This is a genomic window from Thalassolituus sp. UBA3500 (genome assembly GCF_002377545.1).
Taxonomy (GTDB): Bacteria; Pseudomonadota; Gammaproteobacteria; order Pseudomonadales; family Oceanobacteraceae; genus Thalassolituus.
The window spans coordinates 116,421-137,509 of the sequence record NZ_DFQB01000044.1 but is presented as its reverse complement, the minus strand read 5'-3'; the positions used below and the strand labels follow the sequence as shown (position 1 = coordinate 137,509).

Here is a 21,089-nt window from a genome sequence, read left to right as displayed (position 1 = left end):
TCGGACGTCTTACAGCGCGTCTGCGCCAGTTTCGCCAGTACGGATACGAATAACCTGCTCAAGGCTGGTGACAAAGATTTTGCCGTCGCCGATCTTGCCGGTGTTCGCTGCTTTAGTGATTGCTTCGATAACTTTTTCAGTCAGATCTTCAGCAACCGCCACTTCAATTTTTACTTTAGGCAGAAAATCCACCACGTATTCAGCACCACGGTACAGTTCAGTGTGGCCTTTCTGACGACCGAAGCCTTTCACTTCAGTCACTGTGATGCCCTGAACACCGATCTCAGACAGTGATTCACGAACATCGTCAAGCTTGAACGGCTTAACAACAGCAGTAATGAGTTTCATAGAAAACCCCTTTCGTAATTTAGATAAGGTTACAGATAGCCCGTGCGGGGGCACGGGCTATTGTATGCTTTTTACAGGTCGATAGGCAGGCTGTATGAAACAACAAATTTAGTGTCGTCTTCAGTTTCGTCCAGCTCAGCAGATACTACCTTGCTTACAGTGAAAGCCAGGCTATCGGTATACGCGTAGCTGAGGTCTACGTGAGTGTAAATATTATCTTCGTTATCTTCGTTATCGTCAGAGATACCAACGGTTGCACTGTAGGCGCCCATGCCATAACCCAGCGTCATGTAGCTGTAATCGTCGTTACCATCGCCAGCGAGCGGGTAGTAGTAGGAGAAAGATGCACCCATGTAACCCACAGAAGCGATCAGCTCAGACAGGTCGAAAGTGTTGCCGCTGGTATCTGCGTCTTCTTCGAAGTTACCCGCGCTTGGGTAAACGTAAGTCAAAACAGATACGTCGTAGGAGAAACCTTCCATTTCACCACCGTAACCTACATACAGGTCGTATTCGTTTCCAGCTGCGCTATCACCGCTAGAAGTCCACATACCAGCGTAAGCACCACCAGATGAAAGCGTAATGTCACCAGATACGGCAGCATCACCGTTACCCAGATCCAGACCACGCCACAGGTACATGCTCGCAACCGCAGCAGAAGCAGAAACATCAACTTCAGCCTGAGCCAGTTGAGCACCAGTGAGGCCAGTCGTCATAACACCAGCGAGAGCGATTGCTTTAGTCAGTTTTTTCATCGTTCTTTTTCCTATTACGGTTTTTTTAGCTGTTGATCTTTCAAATTGGTCGATAAGGGTGATTCGCACCGATATCTTTCTGTCACTCGGTTATAGCAGGGTGTGTGCCAACTTTTGATATATCTTTTAAAATCAACAACTTAGTAAAAACATGCGGATTTTTGCAGTCATTGACGCAACCAAAAGAGGGCACAGGACTAAAACCAGCACCCATTTATTGCACACCTTTGCGATCCTTTGCACTGTTTAGGTGCAGTATTTGAAATTATCCCTTTTGCCCTTTCTGGTACACTGCGCCAAAACCCTTCCGGAGGTACACAATGAAACCCGATGCGATTAAAAGCCGAATCGAAGAAATGCTGGAAAAGAGCCCGTTTGCCAGCCTCTCATCCGATCTGAAACTAGCCCTGCAGTCTCAGCTGCAGAGCCTGATCACCAATGCCAACCTGGTGACACGTGAAGAGTTCGACGTGCAGGCAGAAGTGCTGCGTCGTACCAGTGCACGACTGGCGGAGCTTGAAGAGCGTGTGGCTAAGTTAGAAGCAGAGTGATCTTCTGATGCTTTGATTAAGCGGCCTGATGGCCGCTTTTTTGTTTTTGGCCGCTGATTCTGCGGGCCGCTGTGGTAGTAGCCGCTGGCGCGGGGTAACTTCTTTAGCTGCCGCTAAGGTCTGATGGCCAGTTGAGTTGCCGCTAGCGCGGGCTGGCTTTTATGGCTGCCGCCAGGGTTCTATTGCCCTGTTTGGGGACCTTGTCCCCGGGCGGGCAGCCCCTCCCCTGCTTCGCGCTTTCTGGGCCGCGTTTCCTTCACAGAACTTGAGAACCCTCGCAACGGGCCAATGCAGCATCCCTGCTGCCAGCCCCTTGCCCGGCATCCATGCCGGGGCCATGCGGGCTTCTCATCATTCTGCTCGGCGGCCCCAGAGGCGCATTTATCAGTACGCGAAAGTATTGTTCTTAATTAGATAGGTTTAATGGTGGGCAGTGCCCACCCTACATTGCCTGAACCTGTAGGGTGCGCATTGCGCACCACACACTTTAACGTTAAGACCAATATATCTTTGGAATACGATCTTGAGGGCTAAATTCTGCGCCTCTGGGGCCGCTGAGATTTACGCCAGCTTTGAAGGCAACGTGAGGCAGGATGCCGAACGAGGCTCCATACGGGCATGGATGCCCGCCGGAGCCGTCTGCCGAAAAAGCCAGTAAATATCAGAAACACGGCCCAGAAAGCGCGAAAGCAGGGGGGCCTGGCGGCAGCTACAAATGCTAGCCCGCGCCAGCGGCTAAGGAATCAGCGGTTTCAAAGCCGCCAACAAATCAAATAGCCAGAAGCTCCTTCGCTTCCTCGGAGTGTTCAAGCTCTTCACCCGTCCCCTGACTTACCACTCTCCCCCGCTCAAGAATAATAAATTCATCCGCGAGTTCTTTAGCAAAGTCGAGGTACTGCTCGACAAGAACAATCGCCATATCACCGCGATCACGAAGCAGTTTAATGACGCGACCAATGTCTTTAATAATCGATGGCTGAATACCCTCGGTTGGTTCATCAAGAATCAACATTTTCGGGCGTAATAACAGTGCTCGAGCAATCGCTAGCTGCTGTTGCTGACCACCCGAGAGGTCACCACCACGACGTTTGAGCATCTGCTGCAACACAGGAAAAAGCGAAAAGACTTCCGGGTCGATAAAACGCTGGGAGCGCGGCACCGCTGAAAACGCGGTCTGAAGATTTTCTTCTACCGTCAGCTGCGGAAAGATGTCCCGACCCTGGGGTACAAACGCAATCCCCTGTTTCGCGCGGTCATAGGGCGCGAGTTTTATAATGCTTTTTCCGTCCCAGGTGATATCACCCGACCCCGGTGCCAGATGCCCTGCCAGCGACTTCATCAGGGTGGTTTTACCAACACCATTGCGGCCGAGAACACAGGTGACTTTACCGACATCCGCTTTCAGACTGACATTGTAAAGAGCCTGACTGGCGCCGTAAGAAACATTTAAATCCGTTACATTCAACATATCAGCGCCCCAGATACACTTCGATAACCTGCTGGTTATTCTTCACATTCGCCAGACTGCCTTCCGCCAGTACCGACCCTTCGTGCAGTACCGTCACACGGCAATCCAGGGCTTCGATGAAGTCCATATCGTGCTCGACTACCATTAAAGAGTGCTTTTTAGAGAGCTCTTTAAACAGCTCAGCCGTTTTCATCGTTTCTTCGTCGGTCATTCCGGCAGCAGGTTCATCAATCAAGAGCAGTTCAGGCTCCTGACCTAACAACATGCCGATTTCAAGCCACTGTTTCTGGCCATGCGACAAGCTACCCGCGTCCTCATAGAGGCGATCTTTCAGGTCAATCATGGATAGAATTTCGTCGATTTTATCCTGCTTTGCGCCCGTCAGTTTATGGGTCAGCGCCTGCCAGACTGAGCGACCACCTTTTAACGACATTTCGAGGTTTTCGAATACTGTCAGGCTCTCAATCACGCTTGGTTTCTGAAACTTACGACCAACGCCCATATTCGCTACCTGCGCTTCGTCGTAACGCGTCAGGTCGAGCTCATCATTAAACAGAATCGTCCCTTCGTCGGGGCGGGTCTTGCCTGTGATGACATCCATCATGGTAGTTTTACCGGCACCGTTCGGGCCGATAATTGCGCGCATTTCTCCCGGTTCGATAAAAAGCGACAGAGAGTTCAACGCTTTAAAGCCATCAAAACTGACACTGACACCGTCCATGTAGAGAACAGTAGGCTGCTCAATATGTTTCGTTTTCGCAAGGCTCATACTTTGCCCTCCGCGTTATCGGTGGCAGGATTGCCTGACTGGCCACCCCCACCCGACGAGAAAAATTTATCTTTTATCTGCGCCCATAAACCAACGACACCTTTCGGCAGGTAGAGCGTAGTAAGAACAAACAGGCCGCCCAGCATAAACAGCCAGAGCTCTGCAAAGGCGCCAGTGAAGTAGGTTTTTGCATAGTTCACCAATATGGCACCGATCACAGCACCAAATAAGGTGCCACGACCACCGACGGCAACCCAGATAATCATTTCAATCGAGTTAATCGGTGCAAACTCGCCCGGATTAATAATACCAACCTGAGGCACGTACAAGGCCCCCGCAACACCCGCCAGCATCGCGGAAACGACAAATACAAAGAGCTTGTACCATTCCACGCGATACCCTAAGAACCGCGCCCGTGACTCACTGTCCCTGATGGCAACCAACACTCGTCCAAGCTTGGACGTCACAATAAAGCGACTGATTAAGTACCCAAGGATCAAAGCAATACCGGAGGCAAAAAACAGTGCTGCTCGCGTTGAGTCGGCCTGTAAATCAAAGCCCAGAATATCTTTAAAGTCGGTCAGACCATTATTACCGCCGAAGCCCATATCATTACGGAAGAACGCCAGCATCAGGGCATACGTCAGTGCCTGAGTAATAATAGAGAGGTAAACCCCGGTCACCCGCGAACGGAAGGCCAGCGCACCAAATACGAACGCCAGAATCCCCGGTACGGCCAACACCATCACCATGGCAAACCAGAACTGATCAAAGCCGAACCAATACCAGGGTAGCTCTGTCCAGTTCAGGAACACCATAAAATCTGGCAGGTCTGGATTGGCATACACACCGCGATCGCCAATCTGACGCATCAAATACATGCCCATCGCGTAACCACCCAGAGCAAAGAACGCACCGTGGCCCAGACTTAGAATTCCGCAGTAGCCCCAGATTAAATCAACGGATACCGCGAGAAGGGCGTAACAAAGATATTTACCTAACAAGGTCATTGTGTAGGTCGATACATGCAGTGCAGAACCTTCAGGGAAGACCAGATTGCAGAAAGGCACGATAATAGCGATGGCCAGGATGATCATCATCATCCGTCGCCCGGCGACGTCGTTCATAATCAACCGGGTTAAAGGGCCACCTTTAATTTCCTGTTTCATTGTGTGCTCCTTAACCCATATCCGCTGCACGACCTTTGAGGGCAAACAACCCACGAGGACGCTTCTGGATAAACAGAATAATAAATATCAGTACGAGAATTTTTGCGACAACCGCTCCGGCCCATGGCTCAAGCAGTTTATTCACAACCCCCAGCGACATAGCGCCAACTAAAGTGCCCCACAGGTTACCCACGCCACCAAATACGACGACCATAAAGGAGTCGATAATGTAGGCCTGCCCCATGTTCGGGCCAACGTTAGTAAGCTGCGACAAGGCAACGCCTGCGATGCCTGCGATACCTGAGCCGAGGCCAAATGTCAGCGCATCGACCCAACCCGTACGAATACCCATCGAACTCGCCATCGGGCGATTCATAGTTACTGCACGCATCTGCAGACCGAACAAAGTACGCTTAAGAATCAGAGCCAGAAGTGCCAGTACCAGCAAGCTGAAAATAATGATGTATAAACGGTTAAAGGTCAGTTCAAGCGCCGGATTAATCATAAAGGTTCCCGCCATCCAGTCAGGCGTAGCCACTTCACGATTCAGCGGGCTGAAGACAGAGCGCACAGCTTGCTGCAGTACCAGGCTGATACCGAAAGTGGCCAGCAGAGTTTCCAGCGGGCGCCCGTACAAGTGTCGGATCACACCACGCTCAATCAGAACACCGACAAATCCACTGACAAGAAACGCAGCCGGAACGGCAACCGCCAGAGACATACCAATATGATCCGGCATCAGCTGCTGGACGACATACGTCGTGTAGGCACCCAGCATAATCATCTCGCCGTGAGCCATGTTGATCACACCCATAACACCGAACGTAATCGCCAGGCCGATCGCGGCAAGCAGCAATACAGCACCCAGTGCCAGGCCAAAATAAAGGTTCTCAGCAACGCTGTTCAGTGACAGCAGGCTTTCGATCTTTTTGAGAGCCTCATCCGCTGCCTGAATTTCTTCGGTACGGGAATCTGCTTCAGCAGCACGGCGATAGTTAGCCAATGCGCCACGAACATCTGGGTAAAGTGATCCTGATAGATAACTTACTCCCTCTAAACGCTCTTTTTCGGTATCGGCTTCCAGTAAACGAATGCCTTTCACCAGCGACAGGACGTCCCGAACGTCAGGTTTTTCTTCGTTGCTTAATGCTTCGTCCAGTGTTGCCTGATCGAGATCCTCTGCAGACTTCAGCAGATTGACGGCTGCCTGCATACGCATTTCCGGATCATCAGAGAAGATCTGTAAACGTGCGATGCCGCCTCTGAGCAAGACACGCAATTTATTATTTACACTGATCTTTTTGATATCGCGCTTACTTTCCAGGGTGATCTCTTCACCACTGAAGAAGGTTGTTACCGCGTTATCGCCTTTAATAACGACAACGCGATCATCTTTGCGGTAGTACAGGTCACCTTCGACCATCACCTGCATAAATTCGAGAGTTTTTGGGTCATCGATGGTCGTCAGGCGTTCTGTTAATGCCTGTTTTTCTCGATACCCTGCATCGATTAATTCTTGAGCTATCGCATGCAATGCTGTGTTGGGCTTCGTAGGTGATGCTTCAGCCCCTGCCACCACAGTATACAAAACAAATGCGAACAGCACGGCCGTCCGTATCAATACAGAAAACATAGTTATCACCGGGAATTTTTGAGAGCGGCAGGGGAGAACTCCCCCCGCCTGTCCTTGTTGCGAACTACAGCGCGCTTTTATTCACGCACTGTTGCCATGGGAGTAAATTACTCGCCAGCAACCGCTGAACCACCACAGGTTTTCGTTGAGGTGTTGTAGTTTCCGCAATTAATGGGTGCCGTCCAGTCGGAGATCAGGTTGGCGCTTTCTGGCAGGTAATCCGTCCATGCGTCACCTTTCACTTCTTCGTCAGTTGCCCAAACGATTTCGAACTGGCCATCTTCCTGAATTTCACCGATCAGTACCGGCTTCGACAAGTGGTGGTTTTCGTTCATGACCGCAGTACCGCCAGTGAGGTTAGGTACTTCAATGCCGTACATGGCAGAGCGCACTTTATCAACGTCAGCAGAGCCTGCTTTTTCAACTGCTTCGGCCCACATGCTGAAACCGATATACGTCGCTTCCATCGGGTCATTGGTTACACGATCTTCATCACCGATGTAGTTATGCCATGCAGCGATAAACTCATCGTTCGCTTCGCTTTCTGCGCTCTGGAAGTAGTTCCATGCAGCAAGGTGACCGACCAGCGGTGCAGTATCAAAACCTGACAGTTCTTCTTCACCGACAGAGAAAGCAACCACTGGAATGTCTTCAGAAGCAACACCCTGGTTGGCAAGCTCTTTATAGAAAGGAACGTTTGCATCACCGTTGATGGTAGAAACTACGGCTGTTTTCTTACCCGCAGCACCAAACTTTTTGATATCAGAAACAATGGTCTGCCAATCGCTGTGACCAAATGGCGTGTAGTTCACCATGATGTCTTTCTCGGCAACGCCTTTCGACTTCAGGTATGACTCAAGAATTTTGTTGGTCGTACGTGGGTAAACATAGTCAGTACCGGCCAGTACAAAACGCTCAACACCGAGATCATTAATCAGATAATCAACCGCCGGGATTGCCTGCTGGTTAGGCGCTGCGCCCGTGTAAAATACATTGTATGAAGACTCTTCACCTTCGTACTGTACTGGGTAGAACATCAGGCCATTCAGCTCTTCTACAACAGGCAGAACGGACTTACGGGATACTGACGTCCAGCAACCGAAGATGACATCCACGTCTTCTTTTTCAAGAAGCTCACGGGTTTTTTCTGCAAATAGCGGCCAGTTCGACGCAGGGTCAACGACCACTGGCTCGAGTTTCTTGCCCAGCAGGCCGCCTTTTTTATTCTGTTCTTCAATCATCATAAGAACAGTGTCTTTCAGAGTGGTTTCTGAAATCGCCATAGTGCCCGACAGCGAGTGCAGAACACCCACTTTGATGGTGTCATCGGCAGCGTTAGCAATGCTTACACCTGCAGCCATCGCTGTCATACCAACAATTTGAGAAGCTTTCATCAGAGTTTTGAGACTTACTTTTTTCATAGTTATTTCCTTTTTATGGTCAGGATTATGTCCGGCCTCGACTCTTTTATTGGGGGTGTGTAAGAGCGGGCAACTATAAAACCGATCTAGTTAGAGCAATCGCCGTACCAGTTTTTATTTCTTATTTTTTCGGCAATTTCAGGGCATAGAGTGCCCTCCGGGGGAGCATTTCCGGTCGGAATTAATTATGACGCACCATTAGTGCTCAGGAGATTGATGGTAGTGCGTTGAAATCGTGCATATCTATTTCCTTGATAAATCGGTGGTGTACCGTTGCCGCGCTTCCTGAATTCTGTGAACAGTGATATCCCTGACTGTATTTCGGCTGACCTCAATGTGCCGTGTAAGCTCCCGTGTTGCGCGGGAGCTATCGGCGGACAAAATCGCTTCTAAAATACTACTGTGCTCTTCATAAGTAGCCTGTATCCGTCCGGGCTCATAGAAATCCAGCCGCCTTATAATCCTCAGGCGCTCACACACATCTTTGTGAATAGCTTCCATCTGTGTATTTTCACCGCACTCCAGCAAACCAAAGTGAAACTCTTCATCCAGAAAAGCAACATCAACAGGATCGACCTGTCTCTGCGAAGGTTTGCAGCACCATATTGTCACCAGCCCGGATAAACGCTCTGCCCTATCGGTTTCCATGCACAAACGCCGCACGACTTCGCACTCAAGAAGAGTGCGGACATCGTAGAGTTCTTCAAAATAGCGGAAATCAAAAGGCCTGACCTGCCAGCCATTGCGAAAGTACACTTGCACATACCCATCACGCTCAAGGCGATACAGAGCCTCTCTGACAGGCGTTCTGGAAGCCTGCATTCGCTCAGCAACTTCACTTTCACTGAAGCGGTCTCCGGGCAGCATTCTGAAATCGAAGATATCTTCTTTCAGTTGTCGATATACTTTCTCGGCGAGATTCACAGGCGCATCCTATGAATTGAGAGAAGAAATATACGCCCGCCATCCTCCGAGATGACTGATGTCGGTTGCGCTCGCAACCGCTTCGGGCTCACAGATAAAGCCTTTCACCAGACGACCGTCTTCCAACTCGAGGGTACCTATACCCAACGGCTGTGGAATTTCTTCGACGAAAGAACCAAAAGCTGCCTGATCTAAACGCCACAACTCGACGATCAACTGGTGTCCGGCTTGTGCATCGCGCTCTAGTTCACTCTCACTCAGACGAACGAGGCCAGGCTTTGGTGGTACTGTGTTGGCCAGCGCATACAACTTATATTTCTTTGCCGTAAGCGTCTGCTCCAGCAGGGTAGCGTGACGGCTGGTCAACTGATGGTTCAGAGGCATCCCCGTCAGGTGTGCACCTACCACGGCGACCACAACCGAGGCATCTTCTTTTTGGCCAAGCATGACCGGTGCTTCCGGCAGTCGCAGAGATGACTGCCACTGGCCAGCAAAGTTGGTGAGAGCCAGCTCATGCCATGCAGGTGCGATCAGAGTCACTCCAAAAGGTAAGCCATCCTCACGCATATGTGCTGGTAGTGCCAAGGCGCAAAGGTCGGCAAGGTTGACGAAATTAGTGTAAGTGCCAAGCTGACTGTTCACTTCAACCGGGGCCGACTCAACGTCCGCTGACGATGGAAAACGTGGCGTGGTCGGGACAAACAATGCATCAACGTGCTTGAAGACACCCTGAATTTTCCGCGCCAGATCTTTACGGCGATATTCGGCTTTGAAAGCATCCACGGCAGTGCCTTCGGTGCCACCAGCAATAATACTTTTTACGACAGGGTTAATGCCCGGTAAGTCTTGCTTCAGAAATTCGCCGACCGCCGCGTAACGCTCTGCAACCCATGGCCCCTGATAGAGAAGACTGGCAAGTTCAAACATCGGGGTAAAGTCGACTTCGACTAATTCGAACCCTGCATTAACTGCCTGATCGCAGGCTTTGTCATAGGCGGCTTTCTGAACTTCGTCACCAAACCATGGGGCGCCGGCAGGAATGCCAAGGGTCTGAATACGCTCATTGCGCACCATCGTACGTGAGCGGGCATAGCCATCGGCTTCATCGTACTGAGCTGCAACTTCGTAAATACGTTCTGCATCACGGGTATTCAATGCAAAGACGGACACGCAATCCAGGCTGCGACACGCGGGCACAACACCTGAGGCACTTATTGCTCCGACCGTCGCTTTTAAACCAACAATGTGATTAAAACCCGCAGGCACCCGACCAGAGCCAGCCGTATCAGTCCCCAATGAAAAAGCGACCTGGCCTTTGGCCACAGCGGTTGCAGAGCCGGAGCTCGAGCCGCCGGAAATATAGTCAGGGTTAAATGCGTTATTTACAGCACCATAGGGCGATCGTGTGCCCACCAGCCCCGTTGCGAATTGATCGAGGTTTGTTTTTCCCATCACAATCGCGCCTGCTTTGCGCAGAAGCTGAACAACAAACGCATCGTCATCCGGCTCGTAGGCATATTCAGGGCACGCCGCTGTGGTGTGAAAGTCCGCAGCATCAATATTGTCTTTCACCGCAAACGGAACACCATAAAGAGGAAGGACTGTTCCCTCCTCCTCGGCGGACGCTTTCAGACTTTCGAGATAACTGATCTGCTTAGTAAGCTGCTCCTCGCTGGCGAGTGCAATCCAAGCACTACCACGCCGGGGTAATCCATTCGCATCCAGCTCATCTGCTGCAATGGCGTTCCGGGTAGACAGAAGAAGTCCGCGCGCATCAGCGCCATTCCGGTACGCCCGGCCCCAGTCATTCAGATTCCAGCCAATTCCTGTCGTTACTTCTGTCATGCCAACCGCCATTGAATTCATACTTGTATACAAGATATATAGCGACACTTATGCCAGATTCGTCAGCTCAGGCAGGAAAATTCATAACGTTATGATTTTTATAGCATTTATTAAGAGAAGGTTACTTCGTTCGCATACAGGAAGTACGGCTGAACCCGGACGACGCTTTAGAAGAAAGCGCGAAATACCTGACTTGCACCAAAGAGCAACACGGACTCCAGAAAAGATTTTTCAAGCAGGACTGAATCGTCTGGCCGATTCATCAGAATAAAACCCATAAAAAAGGCCGGGAGAATACCCGGCCCTTTTATAGTTCAACGTATTAACGATCTTCGTAACGCTGATGCTTGAAGAACACGCCAGAGTCACCGAATACTGAAGTAGTGAACTCGGATGTCAGAACCATTTCACCGATCTTAACTGCATCGTCACGGCGTTCATCCTGCAGGCGTTGCTGACGGGAAGGCCAGATAGAAGATTTAATCTCCATATCGGTCGCATAAACATCGTACAACTTAGTGCCTTCTGGCAGGCTCAGCAGGTCATCACGGAAGTCATGTTCGCCCTCAGCAAAAAGACCACGTACTTCGGCAGTTGGTACGAAGTACACCTGAGTCGGCGACACAGGGCTGGCTTCAGCCGAACCGTCAGATTGTGTTTCTGCCATGGCGTTTGCCACAACCAGGGTTGGTTTGCTGGTCACGAATGAGAACAGCAGGCTTGAACCCAGTGTGTCATTCGCTTCAAGGCTCACGTAGTTCGACAGCTCGTTAGCGAAGAAATCGTGATTGTCGGCCTGACCTGACAGGGTATACAGCGCTGAAATATTCTCAGACGGCTGACCGTCAATCAGAGTCTTCCAGGCAAAACCAGGAGCAAACCCGCGATCCGCCGGATCACCCGTTACAGACAGACGCAGCAGGCCACATTCGTTGCCCTCGAATACGCCAGTGTATGGGTGGTTACCCGTTGAATTAAACGCCACTTTTGCCATCGCACCGTGTGGGTGAATTGGCTTAGCGTGCCCCACAGGAGCAACATCACCTACGTACTTCACTTTGTCAGAAATAACACTGCTGATCAGACCACCAATATCAACCGGTGGAATTTCAGGACGTTCATCCGCAGCATATTCAGTACGCTTCACACCGTTGGTCCACAACAGTGACTGCTTATCGCACGCCGCCCAGTTGTCGTAATCCGCAGGAATGTTCAGCCCCCAAGGCTTGAACGCGTTATCAACACCCACCAGAGACAGATCCAATGCTGGATAATGACGCTTAAGCACATCAACCATGGTGGTGTTTTCTACCCAGTCATAACCTTCCTGAGTGTACGTTTCAGGGTTGTAGTCAGCGGTATAAAAACGGTCAGCGATAATACGACGCGACGCATTCATGATGAAAATCTGGAACGCCGTTTCACCGAAGCCAAAGCCTTCAGGGCGAACGGTTTCAGCCAGCTGACCTACGAGCGCATCAATTTTCTCAACATCGTTGTCGTACAGACGACGTAGTTCAGAAACGATTTCAGCATCATCGGTCAGATCAGTGAAGTCATTGATTGGGGTCAGGCCAATCTGGCGACGGAACTCGTTGTAGCGAGGTACACCGCGCTCACGATCACGAATGATATCGATGGTTGCAAGGTCAATCACACCACGCCCCGGTACATACAGGTCACGCAGGAATTCCGGATAGTTACGCAGAGTCAGGGCACCCGGCAGAGTAACACCAAAGGAGTACCACAGACGGTCGCCGCCCTGGTCATCAAGAATATCTTCTGCATCGCCATCGCGGGTTTCAGTCAGTGGGATGCTCTCAGATACCACGTTTGAACCGATGTCATAGACATCAACGGTGTCACGCAGCAGTGGGTGCATACGGTAAACCGCGACGAACTCTTCGGTCAGTGTGAATGGCACACCGGCATTATCAGAGTTACGGGCACCGGCCAGACCAGTCACAGCCCATTCAATGGCTTTACCGTTATCCAGCGCTTCTGACATTTTAGGATCGAGGCCGAGAATACGACGAACCCAGGAATCAGACTTCGCCAGATCTTCGGCCAGCTTGTCGAATTCTGCACCGTACTTATCACGTGCCTCAGCATTACCAACCAGACCCCACCAGTTTGCGTACATCGCGCGCTCGGTTACTGGGTTAGCAATGATGGCTGGCGTCCACTCAACGGTGTGAATCTTAGCCATCAGGGCAGAGATTACCAGACGCGCTTTATCGAACAGCCACTGGTCGTCTTTTTCCGGGTAAGTCGCCGCCAGCATTTCTGCAACCGCATTGTGCTCTTTTACGAACAACTGGTGCAGCATACTCAGACCCAGCCACCAGTTATCAGTGAAACCGGTTTTCGGCACACCTGAGAAAAAGTCGCGAGGCAGTGACCCATCAGAGTTCACCAGCATACGGCCGCCCTGGAATTCGCGCAGTGTATTCAGCGTTTCCAGATTGCTGCCATAGATCTGAGAACCATCCCACCAGTGAGTATTCTCGTTCAGGTAAGCATCCGGTAAGCCAGCTTCATCTTCAGCTGCGATGCGTGTCGGATCAGGGAGGGTGCGACGGATCGACATTGTGCCAGTACCGCGACTGTCGCCAGCAGGCAGTTCAACATCGATATAGTCGGTAGTAGAACCATCACCGTGACTGAACCAGTCGTGCGTCATGAACTGAATCCATGCTGCGGCGATAAAGTTCAACGTAGGTGCAGGTTTAAATTCATCGCGAGCCATCAGTGAGTTACTGATATCGCGAGGGTTAGGGCTAAGCAACGTGTCTGTTTCGCCGTGCGCTGCGTCAAGCTCCACGTTACGGCCGAAACGACGGTTGGCTGAACCCTCAGCAGGATTTTCAAGAATGTTACAGGTACCGTCTTCCATACGGGCAGTCAGGCTGCGCTCATTACAGTCGATGTCGGCGTTGTATTCATCCCAGCGTTCGAAATCAAACAGGTTGTTTTCAAACAGTTCATTTCGTTCCACGGCGAGCGTAAGAAGGCCGGCAGTAATACCCAGCGTCCCGAATTTCACCAAGCCAGGCCAGGTTACCCAGATGCTCATATTGTCTCCTTCATTTTTGTTTTTTTAATGTGGTCTATCCAGACCGGAGAAGAAGTGAATCACAGGGATATGACATTTAGGGATGTCATTTAGAGTAATTGAAGAAAAAACGGCCCAATAAAAACCATCAGACCTAGATGTTTTGCGTCACGAAAATAAAATGACAGACCGATGGAGGTTACATGTCGCCAACGACCCGCAAGAATGTCTCTTGCAACACCTTTACATCATTGGCAGCGCGGTGGCGGTCGACATCTAACTCATTCCAGAGTGTGCATTTGGTGTCTGCCCAGCGCTCCATTTCTTCCATCGTCAGAAGTTTATTGATGGTTTCGATGCGAAAGCGTTGAACCAGCTCCGCCTCTTCAAACAGGCGACCAATCCAGGAGCTGTCAAAGCTCCATGCATCTGAATAAAGTGTTTTGTTGAAAAGATGCTCATTGAGTAGCAGGGCGACATCACGAATGCTCAGACCTTCCTGCTCAAGTTTGTCGCGGCTGATGCCGTGGATCGCTTCGGCCTCTTCTGACCAGTGCGTCCAGTGACTGACAGGCTTGATGAGATAGCTGTGCACTTCCCGGTCTTCGAGAGCAAAGCCGATTTCGATGGGGAAACTCCCCCGGCCAAATCCAGAGGCTTCGACGTCAATGATGGGTGGAAGGGAACTACTCACAAATAACTGCCATATTCTCGTTAATTTCAGGCCAGCATTCTGGACGCTCAGGCCGGATTATTCAATGCGACTATTTTACTGCCTTTACGGCTCTCAACTACTGAGACAACGCTCTGCTCGCTGGGGCGACCCGCATGACCTCTGCAATCGTTGTCATGCCTGCGGCGACTTTATGAGCACCACTCAGGCGCAGGCTGTGCATCCCTTCCTTCATCGCTGCCTGACGCAGCTTCTGGTAATCCGTTGATTCATTAATATGGGGCTCGAGAGACTCTGAAAGAGGCATCACTTCGTATATCCCCATTCGCCCGAGGTAACCTGTCCCACGACATTCCAGACATCCTTTTGCAGTATAGATGTGTTCTGGCGTTTTCATGAGCCATGGTGCGGTCAGCTGCTTCCAGACCTTCTCGTCGACAGGCTGTTTTTCTTTGCAGTGTGGGCACAAAGTACGCACCAGGCGCTGGGCCATAACACCGATCACACTGGAGCGAATCAGGTAAGCAGGCAGTCCCAGTTCCTGTAAGCGAGTAAAGGCCGAAGGCGCATCATTGGTGTGAAGTGTCGACAGAACAAGGTGTCCGGTAAGCGCAGCCTGTACGGCGATCTCGGCCGTCTCAAGGTCGCGCACCTCACCCACCATAATAATGTCCGGGTCCTGACGCAGCAGAGCGCGAACCCCTGACGCAAAGGTCAGGTCAATCGTTGGGTTGACCTGCATCTGGTTAAACGCAGGCTCAACCATTTCAATCGGGTCTTCGATAGTAGATACGTTCACTTCACTGGTGGCGAGCTGACGCAGTGTGGAATACAGGGTCGTCGTTTTACCTGACCCCGTAGGCCCAGTTACGAAGATAATGCCGTGATTGTTATCAGTCATTTCTGACCAGCGACGACGGTCTTCGCGGCCAAACCCCATTTCAGAGAAACTGCGCATCAGTACCTGAGGGTCAAAGACACGCATCACCATTTTTTCACCGAAAGCGGTTGGCAGCGTCGACAGGCGAAGTTCAACCTCATCACCTTCAGGTGTTTTAGTCTTCAGACGGCTGTCCTGAGGCTTGCGCTTTTCCGCGATGTTCATGCGCCCCAGTGATTTAACCCGTGCAATAACGGCCATACCTACCGCTGCGGGCAACTCGTAGACATTGTGCAGAACACCATCAATACGGAAACGCACATGCGTGGTCTCACGACGTGGTTCGAGGTGAATATCACTGGCACGCTGGTCAAACGCGTATTGCAATAACCAATCGACAATATTGACGATGTGCTCATCGTTGGCGTCGGGGGCCTTGGCTTTGCCCAACTCCAGCATCGACTCAAGGTTCTGCACCGAACTGATGCCAGAATGATCTTTGCGTGCTTTCGAGACGGAATTTGCCAACTGATAAAACTCAACCCGATAACGACTGATATCAGAAGGCGAAGCTAACACCCGTTTCACATTACGCCGGGTGACATGCTCCAGATCACCCACCCAACTGGATGAATCCGGATCGGTGCAGGCCACGACGACGTCATCGGTGCCGACCTTCACTGCAAGGATTTTATGACGCTCTGAGAAGGCGTAAGACATCACTTCAGTCACAGCCGAGACATTGATCTCCAGCGGGTCAATGTTAATAACATCCATCGACTCACGTTCAGCCAGCCACTCGGTCAGAGCGTGCTCGCTGAGCACCTTGCCATCGCTGCGTGCATCTTTGTAGCGCTGGCGGGCGATCAGGGTCAAAGGATGCAAAGCAGCTTCATCCGTGCCCCGGCGAATCGTCAATGCCAGCTGATGATCTTCGTCTGTCAGCAAGCCATCGCGGTGTAGATCACTCACCAGTGTCGACAGATTGATTACCCGGTCTGGCGTCGCCTGCATGCATTAATCCTTGAATAGCTGCTTCAGTGAAGTTGATAACGATGATGTATCACTGCATTCAATCACATCCCCCACCCGGCTGCGAGCCTCAAGCCAGAGGTCACGCACGCTTTCATTAACAGGTTGCGAATCAGAGCACAGTCGGGCTACTTGCTGAACCGCCTCTGTCAGCGCCCGTGCAGCTGTTTTATCGTGGACAAGATCAGCAGGCGCCTCAGTCAGTGTCTGCTCAAGCAAAAGTGTTAGCGCGTCACTGACACCGGAAAGTACCGAGAGTGGGAACCCCAGCTGCCAGATGGTCGCCAGATCACCCTCGCCCCACAAGTAATATTCAAGCGCCCGCTGCAGATCAAACGCCTGCTCGGCCAGGCCAGCTCCCCGGGCATCAACTTCGGTATTATGGAACGATTCTGATGCCACCCCGGCGAGGCGGTATCCACGCTCTGCTTTGGAAATGTCACTCAGCCACAAAGGCGATACCGAGTGCAGCACTTCCGCCAGCGGCCACATTGCAGTGTCATCGCCGGAAACTAATTCAAGCTCCAACTCACACAGCGGTTCAGACTGACCGTTGGCAAGAATGCTGCCCTGATCGATAACCACTTCAATCTCCGAGCCTTCCGCAGCGGTATACAGCCAGCTACGACGTTCAAAGTCGGTGCTGAATACGGTCTGAAGTTCATCGGTTGATGCGGAGTCAGGCCAGCAGACCTGAACTTCCGACAACGCCAGTCGTGATGAATCAAGCGCTCTCTCAGCGAGTGGCCAGTTCCATTCATGACGCACCTGTACGCCACTGCTGGACTGGCTGCGGGCCTTGAAAGTCTGTTCAAATCCCGAGTTCGTCGAGCGTATTCTTAATGCGGAATGCGCGGCGGACAGCGCCAGCTCAGGCGTATCAAAATAATCGTTGTTCAGCGTTTTCTGGCCCGTTGCTGTCGCTTTGTTATCAAGCCAACTGACCAGCGCAGGGATATGTTCAGGCAGGAGCCTGAGTTTCAGTTCAATTTCTTTTGCCATCGCGCTATTGTTTTACGTCGCTGTATTTTTGCAGTTTAAGATCATCAAGGATAAGGCCATCATGCCGCTGCCCTCCACGCTCGAAAAGCTCTCGGCTCTTATCGCTGAGAACAGTATCAGCTCTGTATTACCCGAATACGATCAAAGTAACGAAGGTGTAATCAACCTGCTGGCAGGCTGGTGCCGGGATCTCGGCTTCGAGGTTTCTATTATGCCGATTGCGGGCCATCCGGGGAAATTCAACCTGCTGGCGACCTACGGCCGCGGGCCGGGCGGCCTCGTACTCAGTGGTCACACCGACACCGTACCCTGCAATCCTGAAAAGTGGACTTCCGACCCGTTCACTCTGACAGAACGCGACGGCAAACTCTACGGACTGGGTACCTGCGACATGAAGGGCTTCTTTGCCCTGGCACTGGAAGCATTAGAACAGGTTCGCGACAAAACATTCCACCAGCCCTTGATGATCCTGGCGACGGCAGATGAAGAGTGTTCGATGAGTGGCGCCCGTGCACTCAGCCAAAGCACTGGCCCCGGCGGTCGTTATGCGGTTATCGGTGAGCCTTCCAGTCTGCGTCCTGTGCGCATGCACAAGGGCATCATCATGGACAGCATCCGCGTAACAGGTCGGGCCGGGCATTCGTCCAACCCAGCACTGGGCATCAATGCAATGGATGCCGTGCATGAGGTCATGGGTGAGCTGAAAAGTCTCCGTGCAGAGCTGGCTGAAAATTATCGCGATGCGCATTTTGCAGTGCAGACACCGACCCTGAACCTTGGCTGTATTCACGGCGGTGATAACCCCAACCGCATTTGTGGAAGCTGTGAACTGGCCTTCGATTTACGTGCACTGCCCGGTATGAGTAATGATGATTTACGCGAAGAAATTCGCCGACGTATGAACCCAATTGCCGCTCAGAACAATGTGGAAATGTCCTTTGAACAGTTATTTTCAGGTGTTGAGCCCTTTGCCGAAAGCGAAAATAGCGCACTGATCAAAGAAGCTGAGCGTCTCACCGGGTACACTAGTGTCGCCGTCAACTACGCCACTGAGGCGCCGTTTCTGCAGAACCTGGGGATGGAAACCGTAGTATTGGGCCCCGGTAGTATTGATCAGGCACACCAGGTCGATGAATTTATGGCACTGGACCAGATAGAGCCATGCGTGAATATTCTGCGCAATCTGATTGAGCGCTTTTGTCTGACCTCTGCTCATGATTAAATCAGACGAATAAGCGTGATATGGAATAACTCGTCGGGACGCCGTGAATGCATCCCTGCAGGCTCGGCCGCGCCATCCATGGCGCAGACGCCCGCCTCAACTCTTCCACATCACGGCACTGTGGAAATTGATGCTTGCTGCTCCCGCGACTTATCAGATCCAATTTCCGCCGGGATTAATCAGGAAGTTCCGTTTTGACCGACAACACCGAATACGTACAGTGGTTTCGCCAGTCCTCACCGTACATCAATGCGCACAGAGGCAAGACCTTCGTCATCATGTTTGATGGCGATGCCTTGCTGCACCCGAATTTCGACACTCTGGTTCAGGACATTGCTCTGCTGAACAGCCTGGGTGTGCGACTCGTTTTGGTACACGGTGCGCGACCACAGATCGATGCGGTTCTGGAGCGTCTGGATATTACCAGCCAGTTCCACAATGACCTGCGCATCACCGACGGTGAGGCATTGCGCGCGGTCAAAGCGGCGGTTGGCATGGTGAAAGCCGATATTGAATCCCGGCTATCAATCGGTATTCCGGGATCGCCAATGCACGGCGCCCGCATCCGTGTGGTCAGCGGTAATTTCGTCACGGCGAAGCCTCTTGGTGTCATCCATGGTGTCGATTATCAACACACGGGTGAAGTTCGTCGTATTGAAGATCAGGCCGTCAGCAACCTGTTGGATCAACAGAATGTCGTGCTCTTGTCCTGCTCGGGTTACTCCCCTTCTGGTGAGATGTTTAACCTGAGCGTTGAGGATGTTGCGCGCCATGCCGCCGTTGCCTTGCGCGCCGATAAACTGATCGCCTTTGGTGAAAACGACGGCTTAACCGACGAAGATGGCACAGCACTGGAAGACCTGACCTGCCGCGAGCTGGAAGATTTACTTGGCTCATTATCTGGCAGCCCGCGCTGGCAAGCCGATATGGCACTGCGGTGTGTACGTCAGGGCGTGCCACGGGTCCATATGTTGAGCTACCAGACTGATGGCGCCCTGCTACAAGAGCTGTTTACCCGCGAAGGCAGCGGCACCCTGATCAGTCAGGATGCGTATGACCAGCTACGCGCCGCTAACATCGACGACGTAGCGGGAATTCTTGATCTGCTGAAACCCTTAGAAGACGACGGCATTCTTGTGCGGCGTTCGCGCGAATTACTGGAAACCGAAATTCATCGTTTTTATGTTATCGAGCGAGATGGCCTTATTACCGCTTGCGCGGCACTTTATCCGTACTCAGACGACGAAGCCGAGCTGGCCTGCGTCGCTGTCCACGGAGATTATCGCGGCAGTAACCGCGGCCAAAGACTGCTTGAGCAAATTGAGCAGGAAGCGAAAAGACGTCATTACAACCGCCTTTTTGTACTGACGACGCGTACAGCACACTGGTTTATTGAGCACGGCTTTAAAGCAGGGCAGGTCACTGAATTGCCGCAGGAAAAACAGAAATTATATAACTTCCAGCGGAATTCGAAGGTCTTTTTTAAAACACTCTGACACTCGCATGTCAGAGTGTTTTTAATGAATCCGTTTTGCCGCGTTAAAAATCGTCGAAGCGGAACAGCCAGGAATACGAAAAGCCAACGTACTTGTACTTACCGACCTCTTCGCTGCCGTACTCAGGGTTCCAGGTAACCGACAATCGGTGTGTGTCATCAATCAGAATACCGCCTTCTAATGAGTAAAGCAGATCAATGGAAGTTTCCGAAATATCATCCGGCAGCTGTAAATCGATCGGATCAGCTCCAATTAGACTTAACCCAAAGTTAATCTGATCCTCAGCCCTTTGAACGTCCGCAGCAGAGTATTCCTGAAACGCTTCCGTCGAACTGACACCGACGCTATCGACTGTAAAAGTATAACTGGTACGAACAGCACCAACACCCAGACAGGTAAACAGATCAAAGTTCGCAAAAGGTTGAGACAATACAAAATTTACGGTCACCGCCTGGCGACTGACACTGTCGAGGTAAGCGCAGCCAACGGAAAAGTCATCATTGATTCGCTCAACCGCCCCCGGGTCAAGACAGCCACCTTCAAACTCTCGATCGTCTTTACCCAGAACGGCGCCTTCAACTTCAACCGAGAAGCGATCACTGAAATCCATACCGAAGCGGGTTTCAAAGTTCAGGATGGGATATTCGGCACCGGAATACTGCTCTTTGAGCACACCGTATTCTGCACCGACGCCCAGGTACTGGCTTGCCGATGCATTCAATGAGCAAAACGCTGCCGCGCCGATAAGCGCGCCAATTGCATACTGTATTTTCATTGTTTTTATTAAAATCTGATACGTGAAATGGACAAAACAATGGCGCGGAACGCCCAACAGGTCAAGCCTGG

Annotated in this window: 17 protein-coding genes; 3 read left to right on the top strand and 14 right to left on the bottom strand. The window is 51.4% G+C overall.

Annotation, left to right across the window (positions count from 1 at the left end; translation table 11 throughout):
* Positions 1-9 precede the first annotated feature (9 nt).
* Positions 10-348 (bottom strand): P-II family nitrogen regulator, encoded by a 339-nt coding sequence (gene glnK, locus B2R29_RS11465; RefSeq protein ID WP_068442786.1) that lies wholly within the window; start codon positions 346-348, stop codon positions 10-12.
* A 71-nt stretch (positions 349-419) separates the two neighbouring features.
* Positions 420-1,103: a TorF family putative porin gene (locus B2R29_RS11460; protein WP_301181189.1), complete on the bottom strand. Its 684-nt coding sequence runs from the start codon at positions 1,101-1,103 to the stop codon at positions 420-422.
* Between the two features lie 320 nt (positions 1,104-1,423).
* Here B2R29_RS11460 and B2R29_RS11455 point away from each other — a divergent pair, with 320 nt between their 5' ends.
* A complete protein-coding gene (locus B2R29_RS11455; protein WP_301181188.1) occupies positions 1,424-1,654 on the top strand; it encodes an accessory factor UbiK family protein in 231 nt (76 codons plus the stop codon).
* A gap of 769 nt (positions 1,655-2,423) precedes the next feature.
* Here B2R29_RS11455 and urtE read toward each other — a convergent pair.
* The 11 genes from urtE to B2R29_RS11400 form a co-directional block, all read right to left on the bottom strand.
* Positions 2,424-3,122, bottom strand: a complete 699-nt coding sequence (gene urtE, locus B2R29_RS11450) for an urea ABC transporter ATP-binding subunit UrtE (RefSeq protein WP_301181187.1) — start codon at positions 3,120-3,122, stop codon at positions 2,424-2,426.
* A 1-nt stretch (position 3,123) separates the two neighbouring features.
* Positions 3,124-3,891, bottom strand: a complete 768-nt coding sequence (urtD, locus tag B2R29_RS11445) for an urea ABC transporter ATP-binding protein UrtD (protein WP_068442781.1) — start codon at positions 3,889-3,891, stop codon at positions 3,124-3,126.
* On the bottom strand, positions 3,888-4,994 hold the full coding sequence (urtC, locus tag B2R29_RS11440) for an urea ABC transporter permease subunit UrtC (RefSeq protein WP_374047308.1): 1,107 nt from the start codon (positions 4,992-4,994) through the stop codon (positions 3,888-3,890). The genes urtD and urtC overlap by 4 nt, the downstream gene beginning before the upstream one ends.
* 76 nt (positions 4,995-5,070) lie before the next feature.
* The gene (gene urtB / locus B2R29_RS11435; protein WP_301181185.1) at positions 5,071-6,693 is read right to left on the bottom strand and encodes an urea ABC transporter permease subunit UrtB; all 1,623 of its coding nucleotides are present in this window, start codon (positions 6,691-6,693) and stop codon (positions 5,071-5,073) included.
* A 107-nt stretch (positions 6,694-6,800) separates the two neighbouring features.
* Positions 6,801-8,087 carry an urea ABC transporter substrate-binding protein gene (gene urtA, locus B2R29_RS11430; RefSeq protein ID WP_414716615.1) on the bottom strand — a complete coding sequence of 429 codons (1,287 nt, stop codon included), beginning with the start codon at positions 8,085-8,087 and terminating at the stop codon, positions 6,801-6,803.
* 270 nt (positions 8,088-8,357) lie between these two features.
* The gene (locus B2R29_RS11425; RefSeq protein WP_301181183.1) at positions 8,358-9,038 is read right to left on the bottom strand and encodes a GntR family transcriptional regulator; all 681 of its coding nucleotides are present in this window, start codon (positions 9,036-9,038) and stop codon (positions 8,358-8,360) included.
* A 9-nt stretch (positions 9,039-9,047) separates the two neighbouring features.
* Positions 9,048-10,883 (bottom strand): allophanate hydrolase, encoded by a 1,836-nt coding sequence (gene atzF, locus B2R29_RS11420; RefSeq protein WP_301181182.1) that lies wholly within the window; start codon positions 10,881-10,883, stop codon positions 9,048-9,050.
* A gap of 322 nt (positions 10,884-11,205) precedes the next feature.
* Positions 11,206-13,959 (bottom strand): peroxidase family protein, encoded by a 2,754-nt coding sequence (locus tag B2R29_RS11415; RefSeq protein ID WP_301181181.1) that lies wholly within the window; start codon positions 13,957-13,959, stop codon positions 11,206-11,208.
* A gap of 178 nt (positions 13,960-14,137) precedes the next feature.
* On the bottom strand, positions 14,138-14,632 hold the full coding sequence (locus B2R29_RS11410) for a hypothetical protein (RefSeq protein WP_076514231.1): 495 nt from the start codon (positions 14,630-14,632) through the stop codon (positions 14,138-14,140).
* A 97-nt stretch (positions 14,633-14,729) separates the two neighbouring features.
* Entirely contained in the window at positions 14,730-16,505 is a 1,776-nt protein-coding gene (locus tag B2R29_RS11405) for a GspE/PulE family protein (RefSeq protein WP_301181180.1), read from the bottom strand.
* Between the two features lie 3 nt (positions 16,506-16,508).
* The gene (locus tag B2R29_RS11400) at positions 16,509-17,525 is read right to left on the bottom strand and encodes an inorganic triphosphatase (RefSeq protein ID WP_301181179.1); all 1,017 of its coding nucleotides are present in this window, start codon (positions 17,523-17,525) and stop codon (positions 16,509-16,511) included.
* A gap of 61 nt (positions 17,526-17,586) precedes the next feature.
* Between B2R29_RS11400 and argE the strand changes: the two genes are divergently transcribed.
* Both argE and argA read left to right on the top strand, forming a co-directional pair.
* Positions 17,587-18,747, top strand: coding sequence for an acetylornithine deacetylase (argE, locus tag B2R29_RS11395; protein WP_301181178.1), 1,161 nt, complete (start codon positions 17,587-17,589; stop codon positions 18,745-18,747).
* 194 nt (positions 18,748-18,941) lie between these two features.
* The gene (argA, locus tag B2R29_RS11390; protein ID WP_301181177.1) at positions 18,942-20,243 is read left to right on the top strand and encodes an amino-acid N-acetyltransferase; all 1,302 of its coding nucleotides are present in this window, start codon (positions 18,942-18,944) and stop codon (positions 20,241-20,243) included.
* A gap of 43 nt (positions 20,244-20,286) precedes the next feature.
* On the opposite strand, the gene B2R29_RS11385 is transcribed toward argA, so the two are convergent.
* Positions 20,287-21,018, bottom strand: coding sequence for a hypothetical protein (locus B2R29_RS11385; protein WP_301181176.1), 732 nt, complete (start codon positions 21,016-21,018; stop codon positions 20,287-20,289).
* Positions 21,019-21,089: the final 71 nt, after the last annotated feature.